Source organism: Bacillus sp. LBA3-1-1.1 (assembly GCF_040676495.1).
GTDB classification, from domain to species: domain Bacteria; phylum Bacillota; class Bacilli; order Bacillales; family Bacillaceae_G; genus Bacillus_A; species Bacillus_A nitratireducens.
In genome coordinates this window covers 96,775-121,178 of record NZ_JBEGIB010000018.1, presented here as the reverse complement: position 1 = coordinate 121,178, position 24,404 = coordinate 96,775, and the positions used below count along the sequence as shown (strand labels likewise).

Below are 24,404 nucleotides of genomic sequence, written 5' to 3'. Positions count from 1 at the left end.
AAGCAGATATAAGATCTGCTTTAATTTTCCTCAATTTGTTTCTCACTTAATCCAAGATGTGTTCTGAGTGTATTACTCAAATTTTGTAAGTCTTTTTTATTAGGATTATAATAATATACCCGTTGCCCATTTGGGCCATTTGGTAAATATAAATCATCACCATTTAGCTGAATCTTCTCAACTGAGCAATCTAAACCATATTTATAAAAAGATAAAATATCATCCAGTGCTAAATTTGTTTTAAAATCACCATCGACGGCCTCAACCATTTTCTCAACTTTTGTAATAGACCCTACATTTTTTAATTTACTTAAAATCGCTTCAATAACAAGTTGTTGGCGCTGTCCCCTCATTGCATCACTATCTATATGACGAGTTCTCGCCAAAGCAAGTGCTTCTTCTCCCGTTAATTTTTGAACCCCTTTTTTCAAGTGAATCGTATCAGGTTCATCTTTACTATTTTGTTCAGTAAATTCAACCGGGACATCTACCTCAACACCATCGAGCCCATCGACAATTTTAATAAATGATCCAAAATTAAATTTCACGAAATAATCTACCGGTACTTGCAGTAACTTTTCTACTGCCTCAACAGAAGCTTGTGGCCCTCCATCTTTTCCGTTTTTAACGAAACCACTTCCATATGCGTGTGTTATTTTATCTTTTTTCTTTTCGATTGGAACATATGTATAAGTATCTCTTGGTATACTGGTTAATTTCACTGTCTTATCTTCTTTATTAAACGTAGCTAACAATAATGCATCCGTATGAAATGCACCATTATAGCCCTTTTGCCGTTCTTGATTTTCATCAATTCCCATAATTAACATTGAAACGTTGTGTGTAATTGGCTTTACAGCTTTCTCACGTAAATTTGATTTTTCACCACGCGATAAGTTCAAATTAGATTTTTGTACGAGATTAGAAGTTTTCATATATACATAGGCACCATACCCAACTCCGCCAAATAGTAATACTCCTAACAATACACTTATTATCGTTGTCTTTTTATATTTTCGTTTATTTTTCTTTTCTCTTGAAGGAGAGGTATTCTCCATATAGTTCCCTCCGTTTTCTATTCATCTAATAAGTTTTTCAATTTTTCATAATTAGTGCTATCCTTTTGAAATACATTCTCTTTCAATCCTTTGTTTATTTGTATCCATTCAGTCGTAATCGAATATTGAATCATACCTTCATCGAAACTAAGGAACTTCAACATAATCCCCGTATTTTTCTCTACAACCATTTCAAATTTCCCTCTTAAATCTTCAGATGTACTTACAGGCATTTCTATGTTTATTACCCCTTCTATTTTGTAGCAATCAAGTCCAAGATACTTCGTTTCTTTATAACTCCAATCTTTATATCGAATTAATAGATCAGCAAATTCTGATTGAATACTGTACTTAGCGAATCCCACATATTCGTCATCATACCGTTTCTTCTCACCTGATTTTCTCAATAACCTTTCCGTAGGGCTTAATTTTACTATTCCATTATTTCTTTCTTTTGGACTCCATCTCGTCTCTTTATACGTATTATTCTTATCATTAAACTCTTTTTTTCCTTCCTCGCTATAAATCATCGTGCTTTTTTTCGATAGCTTGTCTTCTTTAGATGAAATACCACTTTGTTTCTCCGTATCAATCGCATATTTATATGTTGTAGCAATTCTTGTAGAGCTAGAATATTCTTCGAATTGCCCTGAAACATTTTGGAAGTGATCAATTGAATCAAGCATCTTTTGATGAATCTTTTCCTTATCTGGATAATTGACGTTCGACTTTATTTCTTCTTCATTCTCATAATCAGAAAACGCATTCTTCTTTACGTAATTAAACATCCCTCCATTTTGTGCAAAGCTCTGTATAGAAAACTCAGACATAGATACAATTGATAGCGTTAGAACAGCGGCACTAATAAACATCATATGTACTCTATAACTCTTTCTTTTTACAGGAAGATTATGAAGTGTATCATTAATTTTTTCGTTTAGTGCCTGTGGCAATACGGTATTATCCTTTTCTATTCTCTTTTTTAATTTTTCATCAAATGATTTTTCTTTATCCATTTTAACCACCTCCTACTCCATCTTTAATCGCTCTTCTAATTGTTCCCTTGCACGTGACAATCTTGATTTAACCGTGCCTTTTGGAATTTCTAAAAGCGTTGCAATACTTTCTTGATTCATATCTTCATAATAATAAAGTACGGTTACAGCTCTTAGTTCTTCCGTTAAGGACTGAATAGCATTACAAAGATCAATATCTTCATATCGATCGAACGCCACCATATTACTATCATGATCCTCAATTACAATTACTTTTTTATAAGAGCGAATTATATTGTTACACTCATTTATTAAAATTCTAATGAGCCAAGTTTGAAAAAACTCTTCCTTTTTCAGTTTTTTTATATTTTCATAAGCTTTTAAAATTGTTGCCTGCATTGCATCCTCTATATTCGTCTCATCACGTAACATCGCCTTCGCAATGCGATACATCTTTACTTTTTCTGTATGTATAAGTGTCATAAAAGCCTCATGATTACCCTTTTTTGCTAAAGAAACATCTGTTTCTTCTTTTACAATCATCTTATATAAAGGAATTACTTTCACAATTGGTCCTCCTGTTTCAGCCTCTCTATTAATTAAACTTTACACATATTAGACGGAGTATCCTAGAAAAAGGTTCAATTCTTTTTGAATATTTCTACAAAAAAGGCAAACATTCTCCATGTTTACCTTTACCTAGACGTAATTCTCAAGAAATATCCATCCGGATCCGCAACTTTAAATCCTCTCATCTCCCATGGATAAGTTTGAATCTCTTCTTGTATTGCACATCGCTTCTCTTTACAACGTTCATATACTTCTTCAATCCGATCGACAACGATAATTAGTTCAAAGCCATTTCCTTTCATTTCTTTTTGATTGTAAAAATAATGATTTGCATTCAATTTCGTATCACTAGCTAGTAATAGGGAAAAACACTCATGATTAAAACGTACTGTATGCTCACTTCTTTTATACAAATTTAATCCAAGTATTGTTTCATAAAACAATACTGACTTTTCAATATCATGTACGTATAGCTTAACCCGAAATAAATGATTCACTAGTTTCCTCCTCATCAAAAAAAGCCCACTAATTAAGTGGACTTTCTACTTTACAACGGTAAATCCCTCTTCCTAAACACTACAATTGCTACTATGAAGATACAAAGCGCTCCAAGAGTTAAGCCTATACTTACCGGCCATATACTATATGTTCCTTCAGCAATTTCTTTTGGACGAAACAATGTAAATAATGATAGACTTCTCATCCACTCTAACTTATCGCTTAATTTACCTACCATATCTAATACGAAAAATAAGATTGTTAAACTTGCTGAATAACTTAGTGCCTTTCTTTCGTCATTACATATACAAGAAAAGAAAAATGAATACGCACTAACTACTAAAAATATTAGCCCTCCAACTACATTAATCTTCAGGAATAATTCTTTATTTAAGTTATTATCTTGTAGAAACCATTCTGCACCTACTATACCCGCTACATACGTAACAGTTACAATGATCAGTAGTCCCAATATGAGAATAGCCGCTTGTGTAATAGCAATTTTCACTCTAGATACAGGTGTTGCTAGCAAGTATGCCATTGCTCCTTTATCTACATGACGAGCAATTAAATGCGTTGCAACCGTGACGCAAAAAATTGTTAAAATGATAATAAACAATAGGCTATAATATTCACCAGCTAAAAAATCCATTACGTTTTGAATTGGACTCTCCATTCCAACGATTTTTTTTACACTATCAGGCATGGCACTTATTAATTCATTTAACCCTTTCGCTGAAACCATCGATGGGAATATCCAAATTAATAACCATAAATAAAGAGCTGCACCAGTAGCATAACTCAAAATACTTTTTTGCGTTTCTTTCAAACTAGCTAAAAATAGTTGCTTATTCATGCTTTACCCCTTCTTTCTTATCGTAATAATGCATAAATAAATGTTCTAAATCCGTCGCTCTCGTTTGTAGTGCAGTTACATTATAGTTTGAAAGTATTTGTAAAACAGTTTGATAATTTCCTTGCACAATAATTGACGCCTCTCTACCTTTCACTCCTTCAAATTGCAAATCACATTGTCTAAGAGACTCAATTTCTTCTTGAGATGATACTGTTACATCTATTACTTGTCTTCGCATTCCTTGTAAATCATGAATATCTTCTACCGTTACTAAACGCCCATCTTTAATAATAGCTACTCTGTCACAAGTTCTCTCAATTTCAGTGAAAATATGCGACGACATAAGAATCGTTTTCCCTCTTTGCTTTTCCTCTAATATTAAATCTATAAACACTTGTTGCATAAGTGGATCGAGTCCTGATGTTGGTTCATCTAAAATTAGTACTTCTGGATCATGCATAAATGCAGCAACAATCCCTACTTTTTGTTTCATTCCTTTAGACATTTTTCGAATTGGTGTTTTCACATCGAATTGCAGACGCTCTATCAAGTCATCACGTCTCTTCGTTTCCTTTAACCAACGCATTCCTTGTATCAAATTTAAAAAATCTAATCCATTCATTCCTTCAATAAAAGAAATTTCTCCTGGCAAATAGCCAACTTCTCTTTGAATTTTCGCAGCATCTTCCCAACAATCTAACCCGAAAATTGTCGCTTTACCAGCCGTCGGTTTTATAAATCCCATTAAATTACGAATCGTTGTTGATTTTCCAGCTCCATTTGGTCCTAAGTAGCCAAACACTTCTCCTTCTTTCACTTCAAATGTAATATCAAACAAGCCTTTCCCATTTGAAAACTGTTTTGTGACATTTTGAACTGAAATCATAAGCCCACCTCATTTTTTGAAATATTTAATGTATGATATTTCAAAATCATTGTACTCCTCACCTTTCATATTCGCAACAACTTTTTGAAATATTTATATGTCCATATTTCAAAAATATTGTTTTCAATTATTTTTTCTTGTATATTTTAAATGAGGTGATTACTTTGAACGGCTTTGAAAAAGTGAAAGAAAAGAAAAAACGTGCCATTAAAGATGCGGCCTTTAAATTATTTTCAGAACGTGGATTTAATGAAGTGAAAATAGAACATATTGCAAAAAAAGCAAACGTTTCTCAAGTTACAATTTATAATCATTTTGGAAGTAAAGATGCGTTATTTAGAGAGCTGATACAAGAATTTATAATATCTGAATTTCAATATTATAAAGATCTTGCAGAAGAAAACTTACCTTTTCATGATATGATGCAAAAAATGATTGTAAGAAAAATGAATACTGGCGGGTTATTTCAGCCTGATATGTTACTACAAATGATGCAAAGAGACGAAGCGCTCAGAGAATTTATTTATAGTTATCAAAACGAAAAAATCCTGCCTTGGTATTTAGAAATATTAGAACAAGCACAGCAAAAAAATGAAATTAATCCACACCTTTCAAAAGAAATGATGCTACTTTACATTCAAATGTTCACTAAGTTAGGTGATGATTTCGGGGCACAACTTCTTGAAGGAGATCGAGAAAAACATATACAAGATATAGTCACTATGTTTTTTTATGGACTTTCTGTCCCAGAAAAATAATTTTTTCTAAAGAACAAACAAAATCACAAAAAAGCCCTTTGGATATTTAAATCTCAAGGGCTTTTCATGTCCATAAAAATTATTAAAACTAACTTTATCTTAACGAAGTTAAATGCTGCTTTATAGATAATACCTTATTATAGATTAACTCTTTTAGCATAACAGGCTGAATTGAGATAATCGTTTCTCCGAAATTCAGAAAATAACTTGAAATAAAATCAACTTCTTTCTTGTTAAAATAGCCTGTTATAATGTAATTTTCATTTTCTTTTTGTATCTTCATGGAAGGATAATTCTCTTTATCAAAAATATCTTTTCCTTTTTGATTAACAATGACAATAAAATCAGTTGCATCAGGCTTTCTGTGAAAAGCAGTAAGATAACTTAATAATTCTTCAAGATTTTTTGGATTAACATTGCTTGTTTCCACAATAGAAAGAATTTTATCACATCTAATTATTTGAACATTATTTGTCTCAAAATTAAAGATTTTAGCATACCACTGGCCAAATTTAGATTCTATTCGAATAAATTGGGCGACCAATGCTTTCTCCTCATCTTCTTTTAAATATGTTAAATGATAAACTCGCTCAGCAAAAATCCCCTGTAAAATTTCTTTTAAGAACGGACTAAAATTACTATGATTTGTTACTTCAAAGGAAAGCGTTCGTTCCATGATTGAAATATTTTTACTCACATTATCAGGTAATACATGTTTAAATTTATTTTCAAGCGCAATACTTTCTACATTAAATGGTTTTGTCTTGTATCCATTTAATGTAAGAATCGAAAAGTATAACGCATACATTTCATCCACACTAAAATAAATTGGCGATAACACACTATTTTCTATAATTTTATAACTTCCATTTCTACCTAGTTCAGAATATATTGGTACACCTATTTCTTCCAATGATTGAATATCTCGTAGAGCGGTACTTTTAGAAATATCATATCTAGCCATTAAATCTTTTAAATTAAAATACCTTTTATTATTTAAGAAAATAAGCATATCATTTATTCGTTCAGTTTTTTTCATATTTCCCTCCCGAAAAGGTGTCATGTATTGAAACCTTTTTAGTCTATATTATAATTATTAACTAATAAAGGAGTTATATATTTATGACATTAGAAATAGCTATTTTTCTTTCAATGAATGGGCAAGCAAAGGCGGCAATTAATTTTTATACACGTAATTTAGAAGCCAAGAAGTTAATGATTGTTACGTACGAAGAACTGGCGAAAAGAGATCGTTCTTTTAAAATTACAAATGAAAATAAAGATCATATTGCCCACTCTGTTTTACAAATTGGGAATACAAAACTAATGATAGCAGAAGATACAATGAATCCTACTGAACGTTATAGCGTTGGAAATAACATGTCACTTTGCATTCAAAGTGCTAATTTAGAAGAAATACAAAGATTTTATAATAATATAATTTCCGATAAGCATGTGAAAATAATCTCTCCACTAGAAAAAAATATATTTAGTGAAGCATATGGTATTATTGAAGATCCTTACGGCATACAAATCCAATTAATGTATGACAAACGACTAAACTAAATACTTAGTCACATTCGCATATTCCTAATAAAAAAAGACACGAAATTCGTGTCTTTTTTATTTTACAGGAATAACTCTACCCGTTTCACTACTTTCAATAGCTAATTGAATCACTTTAATAACATCTAAACCTTCTTCTGCTGTTACAGGTGGTTTCTCACCATTTACAATACTTTCTCTTACACCTTTATAATACATTTCGTAACAGCCAACTTCTGTCGGAATACGTACTAACTCTTCTTCTGTTTCTAAAGTAGCAAAATTCTCTTCAGAGTCTGCTCCATAACCATTATCTCCTGGCTTCATTCCAGTCTTTAATTGTTCTTCCTGTGAATCCATACCATACTTCACGATAGAACCTTTATCTCCATGCAGTGTAAAATGTGGGCCTGCTTGCTTTACGTAACTGCTACTATGTAAAATGACACGCTTTACTCCGTAGTAAAGTACAACATGGAAGTAGTCATCAATTTCTGCACCTGGTCGTTGCTTTATTACATCAGCATGTATCGCATCTGGTTTCCCAAATAATGATAATGCTTGATCAATTAAATGTGAGCCTAAATCATATAAAATTCCTGATCCTGGTAAATTCTTTTCTCTCCAGCGATCACGTACATGTGGGCGGAAACGATCGAAATGCGCTTCATATGCGTATACATTCCCTATTCTTTTTTCTTCTAACAATTTCTTTATCGTTAAGAAATCATTATCAAAACGGCGATTGTGATACACACTTAAAACGACATTATGTTGCTTCGCTAATGAAATAAGTTCTTCTCCTTCTTCAATTGAAACAACGAATGGTTTTTCCACAACAACATGCTTACCATGTACAATCGCTTCTTTTACATATGGAAAATGCGTTGTATTCGGTGAAGTAATAACTACTAAGTCAATATCAGCACGATTTACTAATTCCTCAATTGTGTCAACAACTTCAGTATTTGGTAATGCTTGTTTCACTACTTCTTCTTTTGATGATAAAATAGCACGAATATCATATTCTTCTATCGTTTGTAATAACGGGATGTGAAATGTTGTACTAGAAAATCCAAATCCTACAATCCCTACACCTATTTTTTTCATGTTGCCCCTCCATTTGTGAGAACGATTTCATTTCATTATTATAACAAGATTATTTTTATATACATAATGATTTGCTTATAAAAAAGCATCTTGCTATGAATGATAGCAAGATGCTTCCTTTACTCCGTTCTTTTCTTCGTCCACGTTTCTACAACTTCACCAGTATCATTAACATCTAATACTAAACTACCGTTACTATACCGGTCTTTATTTCGATACGCTTTCGGATCAATCTCTTCTACGATGTGTTTCTCTGTCTTCATGTAAATTAGTTCATCGTCTCGCACAATTTCAATACCGACAATGCGGTACGGATTACGCTTTAACTCTTTGAAAATAACAAGACCTCGCTTCGCCCTCGTTGATTTCTCAATTTCTGATGCTTTTAGACGTTTTACAGCACCTCGCTGCGTCACGAGAATAAGTTGATCTTTTTCACCATTTAACGGTTTACCAGAAGCGACATAATCATCTTCTTTTAAATTAATTGCTTTTACACCAGCGGCCCTTACACCAACTGGACTTACTTCATCTTCATGGAAAATAAGTGCATATGCACCATGAGTTGCAAGAACAATATCACTCGTTCCATCTGTCGCAAATATATCAACAACTTCATCTTCTTTTTTCAAGTTTACAGCGACGAACGCTCTTGAATAGCGCTGTACTTTATATTGGTTTAATTCGGTTTTCTTAATCATACCGTTTCGTGTAACAAATACGATAAATCGTTTTTCTTCTTCAAAATTCGGTACGACTGTTGCCCAAATTAACGTTTCATCTCGCTCGAGTGTAACAAGATTCGCAACGTGTTGACCTAAATCTTTCCAACGAATTTCTGGCATTTCATATACAGGAAGATAAATATAATTTCCTTTGTTCGTAAATAAAAGAATGGTTTCTGTCGTGTTTGTATCGAAACGCTCAAGTAAGATGTCACCCTCTTTCATACCGAAGTCTTTCCCGTTCGATGCATTATGCGAACGCCAACCTGTTCGTTTCACATATCCTTCTTTCGTTACAGTAACGATGACATCTTCTTGCGGAATCATAACTTCCACATCAATTTTAATTTCTTCAATTTCCTCTTCAATTATCGCACGGCGATCATCACTATATGTTTTCTTTACTCTCTTCAAATCTGTTTTAATAACTTGAAGAAGTCTTTTTTCACTTTGTAAAATCGACTGTAACTCTATAATTTTCTTACTAAGTTCAGCTGCTTCTTGCTCTAGCGCTGTAATATCTGTATTCGTTAAACGATATAGTTGCAACGAAACAATTGCTTCTGACTGCGCCTCTGTAAATCCAAATTTCGCACTTAAATTATCTTTCGCATTACGCTTATCTTTAGACCCACGAATTGTTTCAATCACTTCATCTAAAATTGATAATGCTTTCTTTAAACCTTCTACAATATGCTGACGATTTTCTGCTTTTCGTAATTCATATTGTGAACGTCTCGTAACAACTTCTTTTTGGTGTCCAATATATGCATCCAAAATTTTAGGTAATGTCATAAGTGTTGGACGACGATGATTTATCGCTACCATATTAAAATTATATGGAATTTGTAAATCTGTATTTTTATATAAATAATTTAAAATACCTTCAGCATTTACTTCTTTTTTTAATTCTACAACGATGCGAAGACCTGTACGATCTGTCTCATCACGCACTTCAGCAATTCCATCTAGCTTTTTATCTAGACGTAATTCATCCATTTTCTTAACAAGGTTTGCTTTATTTACTTCATACGGAATTTCTGTAATAACGATTTGTTGCTTCCCACCACGAATCGTTTCAACTTCTGCTTTTCCGCGAATAATAATTTTACCCTTCCCTGTTTCGTACGCTTTTTTAATACCATCAATCCCTTGAATAATACCACCTGTTGGGAAATCTGGCCCTTTAATGACTGTTAATAAATCATCAACAGTACTATTCGGCTTATCAATACGCATCATCGTCGCATCAATTACTTCTCCAAGGTGATGCGGAGGAATTTCTGTTGCATAACCAGCTGAAATCCCTGTCGATCCGTTCACTAATAAGTTCGGGAACATTGCCGGTAATACGACTGGTTCTTCACTCGTATCATCGAAGTTTGACACAAATTCTACTGTTTCTTTATCAAGATCACGTAATAACTCAGATGCGATTGGTGATAAACGTGCTTCTGTATAACGCATTGCCGCTGCTGGATCGCCATCAACACTACCATTATTACCATGCATTTCAACTAAAACATTACGTACTTTCCAAGTTTGACTTAAACGTACCATCGCCTCATATACAGAGGAATCTCCGTGTGGATGGTAGTTACCAATAACATTACCTACTGTTTTAGCTGATTTACGAAACGCTTTATCATGTATATTTCCTTCTACATACATAGAATATAAAATACGTCTTTGTACCGGTTTTAAACCGTCACGCGCATCTGGAAGCGCACGGTCTTGAATAATATATTTACTATAACGTGCAAAGCGGTCACCTAACACGTCTTCAAGCGGGAGGTCATGAAACTTCTCTGCCTGCATGTTATTCCACCTCCGTCTCCATAATCATTTCATTTTCTAAAATATTTCCCTCTTCTTGCATACCAAATTGTACATTTCGTTCGATCCATTTACGGCGAGGTTCTACTTTATCACCCATCAATGTCGTAACTCGACGCTCAGCTCTTGATGCATCGTCAATTTTCACACGAATTAACGTACGTGTTTCAGGATTCATCGTTGTCTCCCATAATTGATCGGCATTCATTTCGCCAAGTCCTTTATAGCGCTGCAACATATAGCCTTTACCGACCTTTTTTGTTACACCATCTAACTCTTCATCAGACCATGCATATTCAATTACTTCACTTTTCCCTTTTCCCTTACTTACTTTATATAAAGGTGGAAGTGCGATAAATACTTTACCAGCTTCAATAAGTGGCTTCATATAGCGGTAGAAGAACGTCAGTAGTAACACTTGAATATGTGCTCCATCCGTATCCGCATCGGTCATAATAACAACTTTATCGTAGTTAATATCTTCAACAGCGAACTCGTTCCCTACGCCACCGCCAATTGCGTATATAATCGTATTAATCTCTTCATTCTTAAAAATATCAGCAAGCTTTGCTTTTTCCGTGTTAATTACTTTACCACGTAATGGCAATACAGCTTGAAAACGGCGATCTCGCCCTTGTTTCGCAGAACCACCGGCAGAGTCACCCTCTACTAAATATAATTCATTTTTCTGCGGATTACGTGATTGCGCAGGGGTTAACTTTCCGCTTAAAGTACCTTCTGATTTTTTCTTCTTCTTACCAGTACGCGCTTCTTCTCTCGCTTTACGAGCAGCCTCACGTGCCTGCGCTGCTTTAACTGCCTTTCTCACAAGAAGTGTAGCAACATCCGGGTTTTCTTCTAAAAAGTAAGCTAAATGCTCAGATACAATTGCATCAATTGAAGAACGAGCTTCACTTGTACCTAGTTTCCCTTTCGTTTGCCCTTCAAACTGAAGTACTTCTTCTGGTACACGTACAGAAACGATAGCCGCTACACCTTCACGAATATCTGTACCTTCTAAGTTTTTATCTTTTTCTTTTAATAACGATACTTTACGAGCATACTCATTGAACACACGCGTCATTGCTGTTTTAAATCCCGCTTCGTGTGTTCCCCCATCTTTTGTACGTACATTATTTACAAACGAAAGAATGTTTTCTGAATAGCCATCGTTAAACTGGAATGCTAACTCTGCTTCAATTCCGTTTTGTTCACCAGTGAAGTATACAACTGGGTGAATCGAATCTTTCTCTTCGTTTAAGTATGAAACGAAAGCTTCAATTCCTGTTTCATAATGAAATACATCCTCTAAATCATTACGTTCATCTTTTATCGAGATTTTCATTCCTTTTAATAAGAATGCAGATTCACGTAATCTCTCACATAATGTTTCATAATTGTAATTTGTTGTACTGAAAATAGTTGTATCTGGTTTAAAATGCATTGTTGTACCAGACTCTTTTGTCTTCCCGATTTTCTCTAACGTCGTTGCAGGAATACCACCATTTTCAAAGCGTTGTTCATAAATGCTTCCATCACGTTTAATCGTTACTACTAACCATTCTGACAAGGCATTTACAACTGATGCCCCAACACCGTGTAAACCACCACTTGTTTTATAGCCACCTTGACCAAACTTACCACCAGCATGAAGTACAGTTAAAATAACTTCAGGTGTTGGTTTCCCAAGTTTATGCATTCCCGTAGGCATTCCTCGCCCTTTATCAATAACACTAATACTATTATCTTTATGTATTACGACAGAAATTTCGTCGCCAAATCCCGCTAACGCTTCGTCAACGGAGTTATCTACTATTTCATATACTAAATGATGCAATCCACGGCTATCCGTACTCCCGATATACATACCCGGGCGTTTTCGAACGGCTTCAAGTCCTTCTAGCACTTGAATTGCATCTTCATTATATTGGAACTGATGCTTCGCCAAACTCCTTGCCCCTTTCCTAATCAAATCAGAACATATGTTTCTATTATAGAATAACGCCTCGACTATAGTTTTGGCAAGTTATCTTATCTATTTTATATACCATTTTCAATAGAAAAATCCTTGTTTTTTCACAAGGATTCCTCTAGGCTACTATTTCAGAAAAATAATCGTTTGTCAACGAGAAATGGATATGTATTCCAAGATTACACATTCCAAACCTTTATCATGATCCAAATGATCAATATCCAAAACGGGATAACAAGTAACAATCCCCAAAAACAGCCTTTAAAAAATCTCATGATGAACACCTCGTTCATCTACCCCATCATATATAAGGGGCGGAATTAACATTTCCGTTACCAAAACATAAACTACTTTGTCATCGCATGCTCTACTTTAATACAACGATCCATTATTACAGTATAGCCTTTTTCTTGTAAAAGTTTATATGTATCTTCATCTTGTACTCCTAATTGTGCCCAAAAAACATCTGCATCAATCTCTACAAACTCTTTCGCAACATCCATTAAAAATTCTGAGCGGCGGAATACATTTACAATGTCAACATGTCCCTTAATATCCTTTAGTGAAGAAACTGCTTTTTCTCCAAGCACCTCATCTACTGTTGGGTTTACCGGTATAATACGGTACCCTGCATCTTGCATTGCTTTTGAAACCATATACGATGTACGTTCTGCTTTATCCGATAATCCAACAACCGCAATCGTTTTGCTTTTCTTTAATACTTCACCAATTTCCGTACGAGTTGGGTTTTCAATTGTCATAATTTATCCCTCCTATTCCTTTAGTATAGCCGATAAAGAAAGTCTCTTTCAACATGAAAGAGACTTTCTTTTATTCCGATTATTGATTCTTTGTAGCTGAATTATCTGCTAGTGTAGCTGTTTTCGTCATTTTTTGACCGTTGCGATAGAATGTAACTTCTACTTTCTCGCCTACTTTTTTCTTTTCATATAAATATTTACGGAATTGAAGTGAATTTTCTACTTTTTGATCATCTAATGCTACTACAATATCATATTGCTCTAAACCAGCTTTTTCTGCTGGTGATACTGGATAAATTTTACCTAATACAACGCCATTTGTTACTTCTTTTGGTACTTTTAATTGGTTTAATGCATAAGCTTGCACATCTTCTAATGAAACTACACCTACACCAAGAGCTGGTCGTTTCACTACTCCGTCTTTTTCAAGCGATTCAATAACTGGTTTTGCGACATTAATTGGAATTGCAAAACCAATCCCCTCAACTTCTTGCTGCGCAATTTTACTTGAGTTAATTCCAATTAATTCACCGTTTTGGTTAAATAATGCACCGCCACTATTACCAGGGTTAATCGCTGCATCTGTTTGAATAACTTGTGCTTGCCAATCTGGACGTTTGTCCCCATCAATATCTACTGGAATTTCACGTTCTTTACTACTGATAATACCTTCCGTTACACTACCGTCAAATCCAAGTGGGTTACCGATTGCAATTGCTTTTTCTCCAGCACGAAGTTTACTAGAATCACCTAAAGTTGCAACTTTATTAACAGCAGATCCATCAATCTCTACAACTGCTAAGTCTAACCAAGGGTCCTTACCAACTAACTTTGCATCAACTTGCTTTCCGTCGCTCAATTTAACAGCAAGTTTATTTGCACCATCTACAACGTGGTTATTTGTTACAATATATGCTTTATTTCCTGATTTTTTATAAATAACACCTGATCCTGTGCCAGCTGTTTGCTCTTGTTCTGCCGGTTGCATTGCAAACGGATCAATAGTCTTCTGCATATTAATTACACCAACTACAACATCCTTTGCCCCTTCAACCATACCTGGCAAATCAGTTTCGCCCTTCGCTTTATTAACAACAGGAGCTAGCGTACCTTCCACTTGTTGATTAGAATTGAATGATGAAACTGCCGCGCCATTATTTTGCATCCATGGCATGTAAGGTGCTGCAAAACTAATTGTAACAGCCCCGACTACAGCTCCAACTAAACCTGTAAAAAAGTATCCTTTTTTACTACCTGATTTTTTCATTTCTCTCGTTTCACTATGCTCTTCATTTAAATTCGGTCCGTCGTAATATCCCATGTTTTATTTCCCCTCTCTGGTGAACTCGTACTTTCAGTATAGTCACTTTTTGTGTCCTTCTTGTGAACTCATCGTGAAATCCAATTTAAAAAATACTCCTATCTATCATTGTAGACAAGAAAAGTATTTTTTGTACATTCCACCTACAAAGGAGAGTATAAATTTGCTATATCCCGAAGCTAAAGTGCATAGTAACTTAAAGGTTATTCTTCAAACTTATAACCCACTCGAATGACAGTACCGATATGCTTCGCTCTATCTCCTAGCTTATTTCGCAGTTTTTTAATATGTGTATCAACCGTTCGATCATCGCCGTAGTAGTCATATCCCCATAACTGATCTAATAAATGTTGACGCGACAACACAATTCCTTTATTCTCCATTAAATAAACAAGAAGCTCAAACTCCTTATGTGTCAATATAATTTCTTCTCCATCGACTAAAACGGTTCTAGATAGTCGATTCACTTCTATTCCAGCTAAAGACATAGCATTTTCTTCAGTTACACCTACCGCACCATCCGCACGTTTCAATAATGTCTTTGCTCGAGCTACTAACACTTTTGGACTAAAAGGTTTTGTTACATACTCATCTGCACCTAATTCGAACCCTAGTAATGTATCATCCTCATCTGAACGAGCTGTTAGCATAATAATTGGTACTGCTGATTCTTTTCTAATTCGTCTACAAACAGACCATCCATCTATTTCTGGTAACATAATATCTAACATAATTAAATCAATTTCATGCTCTGCAAATAATTCTAACGCTTTTTTTCCGTCTTCTGCTTCGATTACTTCAAAGCCTTCATTACGAAAATAATCACTAACGATTTCACGTAATCTTCTTTCATCTTCAACAAGTAATACTGTTTTATTCATATAATCTATCCCGCCTTTTTACTCTTTCAATCGAATAATACGTTGATTGGAGCTTCCGCGAAATGGAAGTGTTAAATCTTTTTTCTCGATTTCAAATCTTCCATCGACTAAAACATCCCCATAATGTAACAACTCTATCATATCATTATTTTGAGAACTCTGTATCTCTTCTAACGTATAACCTGTATACATCCATAGACTTTTTTTCAAATCTTTCACAGCTTTTGCTACTTTTTTCACTTCAGCAGCTTGGAAGAATGGATCTCCACCTGAAAATGTTACATCAGTTAATGGATTACTTGCAATCTCTTTCACAATTTCTTCTACTGTCATTTCAGTTCCGTTGCAAACATTCCAAGATGCCGGATTATGGCACTCGAAACAACGATGCGGACAGCCCGCAAAAAACACGACTGTCCGCAATCCTTCTCCATCTACTACACTATCATGAATGATGTTCATAACTTTCATTTATGCTTCACCCGATCCATCTCTTCACTACGTTTCGCACTATTCCATTTCGACATATCTCCTACAAGATAGCCCGTTATACGGCGAATTCTTTCTATATTAGCCTCATCTTCATTTCCACAGCTTGGACATTCATTCCCAATAACTCCATGATAACTACAGCACTTACAACGATCAACTGGATGATTAATTGAACCGTATCCAACGCCATTCTCTGCCATCGCTTGCACAATTTGCTTTAATGCCTTTTTGTTATGCATAGCTGCTCCGTCTAGTTCAATATACGTAATATGTCCCCCGTTACATAGGGCATGGAAAGGTCCTTCTAAACGAATTTTATTTATCGCTTGAATGTTATAGTAAACTGGGATATGGAATGAATTCGTATAATAATTATGGTTCGTTATACCGCTAATCACACCAAATCCCTCCCTATCTTTTTTCACAAACTTCCCTGATAACCCTTCGGCAGGAGTTGCAATTACTGAGAAGTTCAGTTCATGTTCTTCTGTCGCTTTATCCATTCTATCTCTCATAAAGGAAATGATTTCATACCCGAGTTTCCATGATTCTTCATCTTCTCCATGATGCTTTCCTGTTAAAGCTACTAAACATTCCGCAAGACCGATAAAACCAAGACTTAACGTCCCTTGTTTTAAAATGGATGCTACAGAATCTTCAGGCTGTAACTTTTCTCCACCGCGCCATACACCTTGTGAATATAAAAATCGAAAATCTCTCGCTCGCTTCGTACATTGATACTCAAATCTCTCTAATAATTGCCTAATTCCTAGATCTAAATAATAATTTAACGCTTCAAAGAACGCTACTTTTGAACCACTAATTAACGCTAATTTGACTAAGTTTATAGACGTAAATGATAAATTCCCTCTTCCAATCGCTGTTTCTTCTCCATGTATGTTAGACATAACACGGGTACGGCATCCCATGTAACATACTTCACTTTCCGGTCTTCCATCATAATGCACTGCATTAAATGGCGCATCTAAAAATGAAAAGTTAGGGAATAATCGTTCAGCCGTTGTCTCTAACGCTAATTCAAATAAATCATAGTTCGGATCACACTCTTCAAAGTTCACACCTTTTTTCATTTTGAAAATTTGAATAGGAAAAATCGGTGTTTCCCCTTTACCAAGACCAGCCTGTGTCGCTTTTAAAAGCTGTCTAACTAATAACCGTCCCTCTTTTGATGTGTCTGTTCCATAATTTATAGAAATAAACGGTACTTGTCCCCCGCCCCTACTGTGCATACTATTTGAATTATGAATGAAAGCTTCACACGCCTGATACGTATCATTTTCTGTTTCTTTCCATGCAAATTCTTCTATTTGTTCTTTCGTAAGCGGATATGACTGTAATCGTTTCTTATGTCTCGCTACTGTTTTTCTCACATATGGAGCTAAATCAATATCAAAGAGTGCAAACGATTGACCACCATGCTGCATGTTTTGATTCGCTTGAAAAATAATTGAAGAAAGCGCCAACGCACTTTTAATGTCTTGCGGTTGTCTCATATGTCCATGTCCAGTATGAAAACCGGTAGCAAGCATTTGTGCTAAAGGAATTTGCGAACAAGTCGTCGTTCCTGTTGCATAAAAATCCAAATCATGTGGATATAATATATTTTGATCTATCGCTTTTTTCACTTGATCTGATAGTAAATTTGCTACAGCATAATACTTTGCGCTCTCAGATGCGAACGTTCCCATCACTCCCATTGGAGATCGGCCATCTACATTTGCATTTTCCTGCATTAAATCTTGTTCATTACCGTGGATAATTGTCTCAAATACTTTCATTAATTCTTCTCCACGTACATTTTGTTTCAACATTCATAACCCTCCACCAACATGTTGTTGTCTTTTAATTAAAATCATACAACATATAGTTCAAGTGTATTTGTGAAAAATGTAACATTCCTGTGAAATTTTTTTAAAAAATTAATGACTTTTTCATTTGTAAAAAAGAAATGTGCTCTTTACAAATGTATGGTACAATATACGGGAAAAACTCTTTTTACCCTTTATCAACACATTTGTATAAAGGAGACTGAACTCATGGTTATTACATATCTTTTATTTATCGTTGCCTACTTACTTGGCTCGATTCCGTTTGCATTAGTCGTTGGAAAAATTGGCTATGGAATTGACATTCGTGAGCATGGAAGCGGTAATTTAGGCGGAACAAATACATTCCGTACACTAGGGAAAAAAGCAGGTTTCATCGTTACAATTGCTGACATTTTAAAAGGTACATTAGCAACAAGTCTACCGATTATTTTCGGGTTAGATGTTCACCCACTATGGTTCGGATTAGCATCAGTTCTTGGACATGTATATCCAATCTTCGCGAAATTCCGCGGGGGGAAAGCAGTTGCAACTTCTGCTGGCGTGCTATTATGCTACTCACCAGTTGTTTTTGCAATATTAGCTGTTGTCTTTTTCAGCCTTTTATTTACAACAAGATACGTATCACTTTCTTCTATGGTAACAGCTGTCGTTGCTGTTATTGCATCAATTGTTAGCGGGGATAAAATCTTCATTATTGCAATGTGTTTATTAGCAGGTATGGTTATTTATAAACACCGTGCAAATATCGGACGAATTATAAATAAAACTGAACCGAAAGCAAACTTTTCAAAAAAGCAAAAATAAGATCGTAACCCACATAACGCAAAAAGAAAACGTGAAGCATATTAATAGCGTCTTTTTGCGTTATTTTTTATACTAAAGAAAAAGCAATATAATTTGGAGGAACTATACATGAATCTTTCCGTAACAAAAGAAGCAGCACAATGGTATAAAAACGAATTAAACTTACAATTGGGTGAAACACTACGCCTTTTCGTACAATACGGCGGTTGCAGTACTGTGCAAAAAGGACTTTCTTTAGGTATTCGTAAAGATGACCCTGCACATCCTGCTGTTCAAACTCAAGAAGAAGGTATTAACTTCTTTATTGAAGGCGATGATGAGTGGTTCTTCGATGGACATAATTTATCTGTTACATTTAACGACGGTGATGATTTCCCTCAATTTAATTATGAAAAATAAAAAAGCGTGGCTTCTGCCACGCTTTTTTATTTCTTTTTAATTTCCTCATATTTCGCATACCACTCAGGATATAATTTTTTAAATGATACAGGGCGGAACCCTTCTTTTTTCGCACAAATATTCGTTGTACTTGCAGTAATGCAAAGCTCACCATCACCGTTATATATTTCATAACCATATACAACACGAAGCGGGCTCACAGTATCAATCCACGTTTTCACAATTGCTTTTTCTCCGTAACGCATCGCTTTACGATATGAAATTTGCAAGTCTAATACAGGAGAAATAATTCCCTCTTTCTCCATTTCAACATACGAAAATCCTAATTCTTGTATAAGTTTAGTGCGCCCAAGTTCCAGCCACACTAAATAGTTTGAATGGTAAACAACACCCATCTGGTCTGTTTCCGCATAGCGGATTTCAACTTCATGTTCTGCTACAAACATTTCTATTCGCCTTCTTTCACTTCTGCTACCTTGCATACATTTAATCATAATACAGTGGAATCAAAAATAAAATAAAAACAGTGAATCTTTTACCGAAAGGGGCAAGCACATGATCCAAATTGTAACTGTTCGTAGCGGTGATAGTGTTTATGGTTTAGCATCAAAGTATGGTTCTACACCTGAAGAAATTGTAAAAGACAATGGACTAAATCCAGCTGAAACACTCGTTGTTGGTCAGGCACTTATCGTTAATACGAAAGGTAATAACTATTATGTACAGCCTGGTGACAGCCTTTATCGAATTTCTCAAACGTATAACGTTCCTCTCGCTAGCTTAGCTAAAGTTAATAATCTTTCATTAAAATCTATTCTCCATGTCGGACAACAATTATATATACCAAAAGGTACAAAACGAGCAGTAGAATCCATCGCTTATTTACAGCCTTCAACAATACCGATAAAAGAAAGTTTAGTAAGTGCTACACGTGCTATTAATCCATTTTTAACATATTTAGCCTACTTCAGCTTTGAAGCAAAAAGAGACGGCACTTTAAAAGAACCAACGGAAACAGCGAAAATCGCTAATATTGCAACGCAAGGTAAAACCATCCCTATGCTCGTTATTACAAATATCGAAAATGGAAATTTCAGTGCCGATCTAACCTCGGTTATTTTACGCGATGCAACAATTCAAAACAAGTTCATTACTAACATTTTGCAAACAGCTGAAAAATATGGCATGCGAGACATTCATTTCGATTTCGAGAGTGTGGCACCTGAAGATCGCGAAGCGTATAATCGTTTTTTACGAAATGTGAAAACACGTTTACCTAGCGGGTACACATTAAGTACAACGCTTGTACCGAAAACAAGTTCCAATCAAAAAGGGAAATTTTTTGAGGCTCATGATTATAAAGCACAAGGACAAATTGTTGATTTCGTCGTCATTATGACATACGACTGGGGTTGGCAAGGCGGGCCACCGATGGCGATTTCTCCTATTGGTCCTGTGAAAGAAGTACTTCAATATGCAAAATCTCAAATGCCACCACAAAAAATTATGATGGGGCAAAATTTATATGGTTTCGATTGGAAACTTCCGTTCAAACAAGGAAATCCACCCGCAAAAGCAATCAGCTCCGTTGCAGCCGTTGCACTAGCTCATAAATACAATGTTCCTATCCGCTATGATTTCACGGCTCAAGCTCCTCATTTCAATTACTTTGACGAAAACGGCGTACAACACGAAGTTTGGTTTGAAGATTCACGGTCCGTTCAAAGTAAATTTAATTTAATGAAGGAACAAGGTATAGGCGGCATTAGCTATTGGAAAATTGGTCTACCATTCCCACAAAATTGGCGTTTACTCGTTGAAAACTTCACAATCACGAAAAAGGGCTGACATAAGTCAGCCCTTTTTTCATATCGCTGTTGAAAATACACCTTTAATTCCCTCACAAAAAAGAAGAATGATAATATCCTTCTTTTCTAACCGTTATCTACAATTGGTTGTTTGCCAGTTTGGTCTTGCATTTGCTTCCCTTTATTGCCACCAGCTTTTTTCGATTGTGTTCCAATTTGATTTGGTGCAAAGTCTTTTGAATTCTTTTTCGGATTACCCATTACTATCGCCTCCTTAACACTAGTATCGTACTAGTGTTAAGAATTATTCAGCCTGCTTAAAAAGTCTCATTTCATAACGTTTTTCAATACGTTCTTCAATTCGATCGATTGCATCACGATCGCTTAATAATTGTTGTTTATTTTCATTTACAAGTTCTTCAAACGATTTGCGGCGACTTCTTCTCATGCTGTTCACCCTCTCTCCTTCACTTTCTTACTACATAGTATGAGCAAATGAAAAACTCTTTAATCAGATTTGCAAGAAAATTTTATGTTTTAATACTCCTAAAAAAACTCCGTGTACAATATTTTGCACACGGAGTTTTTTTATACCATAACATTTAAATACTCTTTCAATTTTTCATCTGCATTCTTTTCATTTTCTTTATAATCATGAAGCGCCTGTAATACAAAATCATACTGTTCTAAAATATAACTTTCTAATTTCAAGACATCCTCTAAGCTATTAAGCATAATTCGCGTATTACCAACTTCACTTTTTAACGCCGGTTCACATATTAAGCTCGTGCATATTCCCTTTACATCATCTTCTAATATCTCTGTTAATACGTATTTCTTTCGCCCTTTTACCTTTAATCTCATAACTGGATAAAAAGCTTTTACATCTAGATAACTACCTACGTTCATACAACGTAGCCATTCTACATTTCGTTTATTGCGTACAAGTATTTCTCTTACCGCTTCGTATACTACGGTTTCATCAAGTACTTCCTTATTTACTTTTCGCTTCCCTTCTTCTTCAATAGCTGCACAATTTTGATAAACAGCAGCACACGTAATACAGTCATCAAATGCATTATGAGAACTTAGACGAATTCCAAGCATTCGCTTTAACGTTTCAAGTTTATGATTAGGCGCGTGCTTCATATATTTCTTTGCTAAAAATACAGTATCGATTACTTTATTTTTAGGTTCAGGCAGCCCAAGCATATTTACATTACTTTTCAAAAAACGCATATCAAAAGACGCATTATGAGCGACAATAACATTTGTATGTAAAAATGCTAAAAATAAAGGTAACACTTCTTCAATCGTCGGTGCATCCGAAACGCGATAATTTGTAATACCTGTTAAACTCGTTATCCGGTTCGGAATTGGACGCTCTGGATTCACATACGAAACAAACTGATCTACTAGTTCATGATTATGATATTTCACTGCTGCAACTTGAATAATTTTATCATTATAAGGGTTAAACCCTGTTGTTTCAAAATCAATTACAACATAATCTAACGGTAAGGATACATTCCCCACTCTATACACCCCTTTATCTCTAAACGTTTATATTTCTTTTATCATAACATGGTGCTATCACTACGTGAAAAAGAAAAGGCAGAAATGGCAACTTCCACCTCTACCTTTTCACCGTTATTTTAATTTAGCAACCCGTTTCTCCATCTCTTTTTGCGTCATCGGTCCAATAAACTTATCCTGAATAACACCTTTCGTATCTATAAAATACGAAGTTGGGATCGTAATTACTTTATACGCTGTTGTCACATCAATGTTCTTGTCCAATAAAATAGGAAAAGTAATCCCTTTTTCTTTAGCGAAATTTCTTACTTTTTCTTCTCCCCCTCCTTTTTCTGAAGGCGTATAATTTATTGCTAAAATTTCTACATTTTCTTTATGTTCTTTATAGAAAGCCTCCATATCAGGCATTTCTTGCTGACAAGGTCCACACCACGTTGCCCAAAAGTTTAAAATAACTTTCTTCCCTTTTAAATCCGATAACTTTACCTTCGCTCCATCTAACTTTGTCAATTCAAAGTCTGGTGCACTCTTTCCTATTTCAATACCGTTCCTTGCGATCATCTCTTTCATAGCAGCTTCACTTTTTGCTGGCCTTTCTTGTACCACTTGATTCTTTTTACCAAACTGATCATAAGCTGCATATCCCGCTAAACAAAGTAACACTACAATAATCGTAAGCTTCCGCCACATTTTATATCACCCTAACGTGTTTATCTTCTTATAACATAATCACCAAAATACTATATACCTTATTTTAGCTTATACGGACAAGCTTGGAAATATTCACATTCGAAATAGTTAGAATATTTTCAGTTAAGATGAAATATTTACCTTTTTATCATATAATTAGAAATAAATACAAAACCTGCGAGGTGATATGTATTTTACAATTACTTATCAACCCTTTTACTTTTATTTTCTTCACTTTACCATTACTATGTATTTGTTTTAGCGGCTTGCTATACAAATTCAAATGGGCTGCTATTATTATTTCTTTTACTGTTCCACTTATTTTTTTCATCATCGTCTCGGGATTTGATATACACCTAACTTTACAAAACTTAGACGCTTGGATTATTTATAGTGCTGTTTATTCTGTACTTTCCTACATAACAGCAGCACTAATACGAAGAAAACTACACAGATAGAACTTTCAAAAAGGGGGATTTTATGAATTTATTCGAAAAAATACTTTTATATATTCTTAGTTTTATATTTTCCCCAATCGGGATTATCACTTGGATCATCTCGCTCTTCAGTAAAGATCCTGAAAAAAAGCAAGTTGGGCGTATTTGTCTCCTTATCGCTTTAATCTCATTTATCCTTTTAGCCGGTCTCGGTATTCTTAGTTTCTTCACGATGACTACCACCACTACTATACAATAGTTATAGAAAGGATGATTATTTTGGGAGAACATCCTATAAGTAAAGAACTTCGCTATATACGAATATGTTTAGTTGTTTTAGTAATCGTTCTTTTATTTTTCAACGGTGAAAGAGTTGTTGAAATTTCTACAAATCATGATGCCGTAGAAAATGTTTCAACCAGTAATATGACACAGATTGCTGAAAATACATTTGCTATTCAAGAATATAATCCATCACTAAGTAGCGAACATACGGTCAAAATTTTCAAATATAATCCGGATACAAATCAACTTACTCTAGTCAAAGAGTTTAGCACTAACGATACTGAGTCTTATACGTATCAACTTAATAAGAGTGAATAAAGATAAGAGCACT

General features: G+C 34.8%; 27 protein-coding genes. 7 read left to right on the top strand and 20 right to left on the bottom strand.

Going from position 1 to position 24,404, the window contains the following annotated elements:
- Positions 1–20: 20 nt before the first annotated feature.
- The 6 genes from MRBLBA3_RS15460 to MRBLBA3_RS15435 all read right to left on the bottom strand — a co-directional run bounded on the left by MRBLBA3_RS15460 (position 21) and on the right by MRBLBA3_RS15435 (position 4,863).
- The gene (locus tag MRBLBA3_RS15460; protein ID WP_016130069.1) at positions 21–1,058 is read right to left on the bottom strand and encodes an LCP family protein; all 1,038 of its coding nucleotides are present in this window, start codon (positions 1,056–1,058) and stop codon (positions 21–23) included.
- A gap of 17 nt (positions 1,059–1,075) precedes the next feature.
- On the bottom strand, positions 1,076–2,074 hold the full coding sequence (locus MRBLBA3_RS15455) for a hypothetical protein (protein WP_000356676.1): 999 nt from the start codon (positions 2,072–2,074) through the stop codon (positions 1,076–1,078).
- A 12-nt stretch (positions 2,075–2,086) separates the two neighbouring features.
- Entirely contained in the window at positions 2,087–2,620 is a 534-nt protein-coding gene (locus tag MRBLBA3_RS15450) for an RNA polymerase sigma factor (protein ID WP_000864747.1), read from the bottom strand.
- 128 nt (positions 2,621–2,748) lie between these two features.
- Positions 2,749–3,120, bottom strand: coding sequence for a VOC family protein (locus MRBLBA3_RS15445; RefSeq protein WP_363382020.1), 372 nt, complete (start codon positions 3,118–3,120; stop codon positions 2,749–2,751).
- A gap of 50 nt (positions 3,121–3,170) precedes the next feature.
- On the bottom strand, positions 3,171–3,977 hold the full coding sequence (locus tag MRBLBA3_RS15440; protein WP_363382017.1) for an ABC transporter permease subunit: 807 nt from the start codon (positions 3,975–3,977) through the stop codon (positions 3,171–3,173).
- Positions 3,970–4,863, bottom strand: a complete 894-nt coding sequence (locus MRBLBA3_RS15435) for an ABC transporter ATP-binding protein (RefSeq protein ID WP_363382014.1) — start codon at positions 4,861–4,863, stop codon at positions 3,970–3,972. Before MRBLBA3_RS15435 ends, MRBLBA3_RS15440 begins: the two co-directional genes overlap by 8 nt.
- Positions 4,864–5,027: 164 nt before the next feature.
- Here MRBLBA3_RS15435 and MRBLBA3_RS15430 point away from each other — a divergent pair, with 164 nt between their 5' ends.
- The gene (locus MRBLBA3_RS15430; RefSeq protein ID WP_088009288.1) at positions 5,028–5,621 is read left to right on the top strand and encodes a TetR/AcrR family transcriptional regulator; all 594 of its coding nucleotides are present in this window, start codon (positions 5,028–5,030) and stop codon (positions 5,619–5,621) included.
- Positions 5,622–5,715: 94 nt separating this feature from the next.
- Here MRBLBA3_RS15430 and MRBLBA3_RS15425 read toward each other — a convergent pair whose 3' ends face one another.
- Entirely contained in the window at positions 5,716–6,684 is a 969-nt protein-coding gene (locus tag MRBLBA3_RS15425) for a helix-turn-helix transcriptional regulator (protein WP_363382011.1), read from the bottom strand.
- Between the two features lie 59 nt (positions 6,685–6,743).
- On the opposite strand from MRBLBA3_RS15425, the gene MRBLBA3_RS15420 reads away from it, so the two are divergent.
- On the top strand, positions 6,744–7,187 hold the full coding sequence (locus MRBLBA3_RS15420) for a VOC family protein (RefSeq protein WP_363382008.1): 444 nt from the start codon (positions 6,744–6,746) through the stop codon (positions 7,185–7,187).
- A gap of 57 nt (positions 7,188–7,244) precedes the next feature.
- Here MRBLBA3_RS15420 and MRBLBA3_RS15415 read toward each other — a convergent pair whose 3' ends face one another.
- The 8 genes from MRBLBA3_RS15415 to MRBLBA3_RS15380 form a co-directional block, all read right to left on the bottom strand.
- Entirely contained in the window at positions 7,245–8,276 is a 1,032-nt protein-coding gene (locus MRBLBA3_RS15415; RefSeq protein ID WP_363382005.1) for an oxidoreductase, read from the bottom strand.
- 119 nt (positions 8,277–8,395) lie between these two features.
- The gene (gene parC / locus MRBLBA3_RS15410; RefSeq protein WP_001147456.1) at positions 8,396–10,819 is read right to left on the bottom strand and encodes a DNA topoisomerase IV subunit A; all 2,424 of its coding nucleotides are present in this window, start codon (positions 10,817–10,819) and stop codon (positions 8,396–8,398) included.
- 1 nt (position 10,820) lies between these two features.
- The gene (gene parE, locus MRBLBA3_RS15405) at positions 10,821–12,785 is read right to left on the bottom strand and encodes a DNA topoisomerase IV subunit B (protein WP_001062211.1); all 1,965 of its coding nucleotides are present in this window, start codon (positions 12,783–12,785) and stop codon (positions 10,821–10,823) included.
- 371 nt (positions 12,786–13,156) lie between these two features.
- Positions 13,157–13,570 carry a CoA-binding protein gene (locus MRBLBA3_RS15400; RefSeq protein WP_000151378.1) on the bottom strand — a complete coding sequence of 138 codons (414 nt, stop codon included), beginning with the start codon at positions 13,568–13,570 and terminating at the stop codon, positions 13,157–13,159.
- Between the two features lie 79 nt (positions 13,571–13,649).
- On the bottom strand, positions 13,650–14,891 hold the full coding sequence (locus MRBLBA3_RS15395; RefSeq protein ID WP_098763348.1) for a S1C family serine protease: 1,242 nt from the start codon (positions 14,889–14,891) through the stop codon (positions 13,650–13,652).
- A gap of 203 nt (positions 14,892–15,094) precedes the next feature.
- Positions 15,095–15,772 (bottom strand): response regulator transcription factor, encoded by a 678-nt coding sequence (locus MRBLBA3_RS15390; RefSeq protein WP_212087639.1) that lies wholly within the window; start codon positions 15,770–15,772, stop codon positions 15,095–15,097.
- Positions 15,773–15,790: 18 nt separating this feature from the next.
- The gene (gene nrdG / locus MRBLBA3_RS15385) at positions 15,791–16,243 is read right to left on the bottom strand and encodes an anaerobic ribonucleoside-triphosphate reductase activating protein (RefSeq protein ID WP_363382000.1); all 453 of its coding nucleotides are present in this window, start codon (positions 16,241–16,243) and stop codon (positions 15,791–15,793) included.
- On the bottom strand, positions 16,240–18,096 hold the full coding sequence (locus tag MRBLBA3_RS15380) for an anaerobic ribonucleoside triphosphate reductase (protein ID WP_363381998.1): 1,857 nt from the start codon (positions 18,094–18,096) through the stop codon (positions 16,240–16,242). Before MRBLBA3_RS15380 ends, nrdG begins: the two co-directional genes overlap by 4 nt.
- Positions 18,097–18,321: 225 nt before the next feature.
- Here MRBLBA3_RS15380 and plsY point away from each other — a divergent pair, with 225 nt between their 5' ends.
- Together plsY and MRBLBA3_RS15370 are read left to right on the top strand one after the other, a co-directional pair.
- Positions 18,322–18,918, top strand: a complete 597-nt coding sequence (plsY, locus tag MRBLBA3_RS15375) for a glycerol-3-phosphate 1-O-acyltransferase PlsY (protein WP_000237190.1) — start codon at positions 18,322–18,324, stop codon at positions 18,916–18,918.
- A gap of 108 nt (positions 18,919–19,026) precedes the next feature.
- Positions 19,027–19,317, top strand: a complete 291-nt coding sequence (locus MRBLBA3_RS15370) for a HesB/YadR/YfhF family protein (RefSeq protein WP_061679918.1) — start codon at positions 19,027–19,029, stop codon at positions 19,315–19,317.
- Between the two features lie 26 nt (positions 19,318–19,343).
- On the opposite strand, the gene MRBLBA3_RS15365 is transcribed toward MRBLBA3_RS15370, so the two are convergent.
- A complete protein-coding gene (locus tag MRBLBA3_RS15365) occupies positions 19,344–19,763 on the bottom strand; it encodes an acyl-CoA thioesterase (RefSeq protein ID WP_000495819.1) in 420 nt (139 codons plus the stop codon).
- A 109-nt stretch (positions 19,764–19,872) separates the two neighbouring features.
- Here MRBLBA3_RS15365 and MRBLBA3_RS15360 point away from each other — a divergent pair, with 109 nt between their 5' ends.
- Entirely contained in the window at positions 19,873–21,165 is a 1,293-nt protein-coding gene (locus tag MRBLBA3_RS15360; protein ID WP_363381993.1) for a glycosyl hydrolase family 18 protein, read from the top strand.
- 86 nt (positions 21,166–21,251) lie between these two features.
- Here the strand turns inward: MRBLBA3_RS15360 and sspN are convergent, their stop codons facing one another.
- The 4 genes from sspN to MRBLBA3_RS15340 form a co-directional block, all read right to left on the bottom strand.
- Positions 21,252–21,386 (bottom strand): acid-soluble spore protein SspN, encoded by a 135-nt coding sequence (gene sspN / locus MRBLBA3_RS15355; protein ID WP_000527988.1) that lies wholly within the window; start codon positions 21,384–21,386, stop codon positions 21,252–21,254.
- 43 nt (positions 21,387–21,429) lie between these two features.
- Positions 21,430–21,573: an FbpB family small basic protein gene (locus tag MRBLBA3_RS15350; protein WP_001254700.1), complete on the bottom strand. Its 144-nt coding sequence runs from the start codon at positions 21,571–21,573 to the stop codon at positions 21,430–21,432.
- A gap of 140 nt (positions 21,574–21,713) precedes the next feature.
- On the bottom strand, positions 21,714–22,661 hold the full coding sequence (locus tag MRBLBA3_RS15345; protein ID WP_363381990.1) for a 3'-5' exonuclease: 948 nt from the start codon (positions 22,659–22,661) through the stop codon (positions 21,714–21,716).
- Between the two features lie 114 nt (positions 22,662–22,775).
- Positions 22,776–23,351: a redoxin domain-containing protein gene (locus MRBLBA3_RS15340; protein ID WP_242399273.1), complete on the bottom strand. Its 576-nt coding sequence runs from the start codon at positions 23,349–23,351 to the stop codon at positions 22,776–22,778.
- A gap of 480 nt (positions 23,352–23,831) precedes the next feature.
- Here MRBLBA3_RS15340 and MRBLBA3_RS15335 point away from each other — a divergent pair, with 480 nt between their 5' ends.
- Both MRBLBA3_RS15335 and MRBLBA3_RS15330 read left to right on the top strand, forming a co-directional pair.
- Positions 23,832–24,047, top strand: coding sequence for a hypothetical protein (locus MRBLBA3_RS15335; protein WP_001047910.1), 216 nt, complete (start codon positions 23,832–23,834; stop codon positions 24,045–24,047).
- A gap of 11 nt (positions 24,048–24,058) precedes the next feature.
- Positions 24,059–24,391, top strand: a complete 333-nt coding sequence (locus MRBLBA3_RS15330; RefSeq protein WP_002076849.1) for a YmzC family protein — start codon at positions 24,059–24,061, stop codon at positions 24,389–24,391.
- Positions 24,392–24,404: the final 13 nt, after the last annotated feature.

Excerpts from the sequence above, each read along its gene's own strand:
- MRBLBA3_RS15460 (WP_016130069.1), bottom strand. The coding sequence starts at position 1,058 with ATGGAGAATACCTCTCCTTCAAGAGAAAAGAAAAATAAACGAAAATAT.
- MRBLBA3_RS15455 (WP_000356676.1), bottom strand. The coding sequence starts at position 2,074 with ATGGATAAAGAAAAATCATTTGATGAAAAATTAAAAAAGAGAATAGAA.
- MRBLBA3_RS15440 (WP_363382017.1), bottom strand. The coding sequence starts at position 3,977 with ATGAATAAGCAACTATTTTTAGCTAGTTTGAAAGAAACGCAAAAAAGT.
- MRBLBA3_RS15435 (WP_363382014.1), bottom strand. The coding sequence starts at position 4,863 with ATGATTTCAGTTCAAAATGTCACAAAACAGTTTTCAAATGGGAAAGGC.
- MRBLBA3_RS15425 (WP_363382011.1), bottom strand. The coding sequence starts at position 6,684 with ATGACACCTTTTCGGGAGGGAAATATGAAAAAAACTGAACGAATAAAT.
- MRBLBA3_RS15420 (WP_363382008.1), top strand. The coding sequence starts at position 6,744 with ATGACATTAGAAATAGCTATTTTTCTTTCAATGAATGGGCAAGCAAAG.
- MRBLBA3_RS15415 (WP_363382005.1), bottom strand. The coding sequence starts at position 8,276 with ATGAAAAAAATAGGTGTAGGGATTGTAGGATTTGGATTTTCTAGTACA.
- parC (WP_001147456.1), bottom strand. The coding sequence starts at position 10,819 with ATGCAGGCAGAGAAGTTTCATGACCTCCCGCTTGAAGACGTGTTAGGT.
- MRBLBA3_RS15400 (WP_000151378.1), bottom strand. The coding sequence starts at position 13,570 with ATGACAATTGAAAACCCAACTCGTACGGAAATTGGTGAAGTATTAAAG.
- MRBLBA3_RS15395 (WP_098763348.1), bottom strand. The coding sequence starts at position 14,891 with ATGGGATATTACGACGGACCGAATTTAAATGAAGAGCATAGTGAAACG.
- MRBLBA3_RS15390 (WP_212087639.1), bottom strand. The coding sequence starts at position 15,772 with ATGAATAAAACAGTATTACTTGTTGAAGATGAAAGAAGATTACGTGAA.
- nrdG (WP_363382000.1), bottom strand. The coding sequence starts at position 16,243 with ATGAAAGTTATGAACATCATTCATGATAGTGTAGTAGATGGAGAAGGA.
- MRBLBA3_RS15380 (WP_363381998.1), bottom strand. The coding sequence starts at position 18,096 with ATGTTGAAACAAAATGTACGTGGAGAAGAATTAATGAAAGTATTTGAG.
- plsY (WP_000237190.1), top strand. The coding sequence starts at position 18,322 with ATGGTTATTACATATCTTTTATTTATCGTTGCCTACTTACTTGGCTCG.
- MRBLBA3_RS15370 (WP_061679918.1), top strand. The coding sequence starts at position 19,027 with ATGAATCTTTCCGTAACAAAAGAAGCAGCACAATGGTATAAAAACGAA.
- MRBLBA3_RS15365 (WP_000495819.1), bottom strand. The coding sequence starts at position 19,763 with ATGTTTGTAGCAGAACATGAAGTTGAAATCCGCTATGCGGAAACAGAC.
- MRBLBA3_RS15360 (WP_363381993.1), top strand. The coding sequence starts at position 19,873 with ATGATCCAAATTGTAACTGTTCGTAGCGGTGATAGTGTTTATGGTTTA.
- sspN (WP_000527988.1), bottom strand. The coding sequence starts at position 21,386 with ATGGGTAATCCGAAAAAGAATTCAAAAGACTTTGCACCAAATCAAATT.
- MRBLBA3_RS15350 (WP_001254700.1), bottom strand. The coding sequence starts at position 21,573 with ATGAGAAGAAGTCGCCGCAAATCGTTTGAAGAACTTGTAAATGAAAAT.
- MRBLBA3_RS15340 (WP_242399273.1), bottom strand. The coding sequence starts at position 23,351 with ATGTGGCGGAAGCTTACGATTATTGTAGTGTTACTTTGTTTAGCGGGA.
- MRBLBA3_RS15335 (WP_001047910.1), top strand. The coding sequence starts at position 23,832 with ATGAATTTATTCGAAAAAATACTTTTATATATTCTTAGTTTTATATTT.
- MRBLBA3_RS15330 (WP_002076849.1), top strand. The coding sequence starts at position 24,059 with ATGATTATTTTGGGAGAACATCCTATAAGTAAAGAACTTCGCTATATA.